Origin of the sequence: Anoxybacillus andreesenii (assembly GCF_030813005.1) — a bacterium.
Lineage (GTDB): Bacteria > Bacillota > Bacilli > Bacillales > Cytobacillaceae > Robertmurraya > Robertmurraya andreesenii.
Genome location: NZ_JAUSTU010000071.1, coordinates 1 through 1,651, shown reverse-complemented (window position 1 = coordinate 1,651; position 1,651 = coordinate 1). Strand labels below are relative to the sequence as shown.

General features: G+C 34.4%; 1 protein-coding gene and 1 pseudogene. Both read left to right on the top strand.

Features of this window, described 5'->3' with window-relative positions:
• Window positions 1–96: 96 nt before the first annotated feature.
• A pseudogene (locus J2S07_RS21780) lies at window positions 97–996 on the top strand (N-6 DNA methylase); the annotation flags it as partial.
• Window positions 996–1,562: a restriction endonuclease subunit S gene (locus J2S07_RS21775; protein ID WP_307152460.1), complete on the top strand. Its 567-nt coding sequence runs from the start codon at window positions 996–998 to the stop codon at window positions 1,560–1,562. The pseudogene J2S07_RS21780 and the gene J2S07_RS21775, both read left to right, overlap by 1 nt.
• Window positions 1,563–1,651 lie beyond the last annotated feature (89 nt).

Here is a 1,651-nt window from a genome sequence, read left to right as displayed (position 1 = left end):
ACTCCAAAAAGGACAAAAGGAAACGAAAAACAATGTAATTTTAAGAAAAAGCTAGATTAAGAGTGATATTGTCCAAAATTCGGGGGTTAATCCGATTTAATTGAAAATGATTTAGTAGAAGGTATTGTATCTATGCCTAATGATCTCTTCTATAATACGGGGATTTCAACCTATATTTGGATTTTAACAAACAATAAAAGTCCATTACGAAAAGGGAAGATTCAACTCATAAATGCTGTACATTTATATCAAAAGATGAAGAAAAGTATGGGGAACAAACGTAATGAGCTATCAGAGGAACATATCCATGAAATTGTTCGCATGTACGGTGAATTAAAAGAAAGTGAGCATGTTAAAATCTTTGACAATGAAGATTTCGGTTATCACAAAATTACGGTGGAAAGACCGTTACGCCTGAACTTTAAAATCGACGAAGAGAGAATAAACAGACTCAATGACCAAACGGCATTTGCCAACTTAGCGAAATCAAGGAAAAAGGGTGAAGCAGGATTAAAAGAGATAGAGTTAGGAGAGCAACAACAAAGAAACATCATTGATGCACTACTTTCCATCAAATCAGATGTTCTTTATAAAAATAGAGAAGAGTTAACAAAAACACTGAAAAAGTTGTTTAAGGAGAAGAACTTAACTATTGGCTCTCCATTACTAAAAGCTATTCTAAGTGCTTTATCAGAAAAAGATGAAATGGCTGATATTTGTAAGGATGGTAAAGGAAATCCAGAACCAGATGCAGACTTAAGAGATACAGAGAATGTGCCATTAAAAGAAGATATTTATGAATACTTTGAACGAGAAGTAAAACCGCATGTACCTGATGCTTGGATTGATGAATCAAAGACAAAAATAGGCTATGAAATTCCATTTACACGCCATTTTTACCAATACACAGCACTAAGAAGCTCTGCCGAAATAAAAGAAGAAATTAAGGCGTTGGAAGATATTATTTTGGAGAAGTTGAAGAAGGTGATGGGGTGATGAATTATAATAATTATAACTCAAGTAGTATAAATCGGGTGGGGAAAATACCGCAGAATTGGAAGGTTGTAAAGTGGAAATATCTTTCTAATGAACCTATGATGTATGGTGCAAACGAGTCAGCAGAGTTGGATGACAGGGAACTACCAAGATATATTCGAATCACTGATTTGGATTCATATGGGAATCTAAAAAATGATACCTTTAAGTCTCTCCCCCTTGATAAAGCGAAAGGATATATGTTAAATAATGGGGATATCTTGCTTGCAAGAAGTGGGGCAACTGTTGGCAAGGCATATATTCATAAAGGCGATTTAGATGCTTGTTTTGCAGGCTATTTAATTCGATATAGACCTAATCAGTCAAAAATAATACCGAAGTTGGTGTATTACTATACCCAAACAGGGTTATACGCTGATTGGATCAGGGAAAATACAATTCAAGCAACAATTCAAAATGTAAGTGCAGAAAAATATGCAAATCTATCAATGCCTGTTCCACCTTTAGAGGAGCAGGGGAATATTGTTTATTTTCTTGACAAGAAAACATCCGAAATCGACTCTTAAATTGCAATATTAAATGCAACATTTAATGAAATACCAGTAAACCCATGATTAAATAGACTGGGATACTTTGCGCAACTTTACATGGAGTG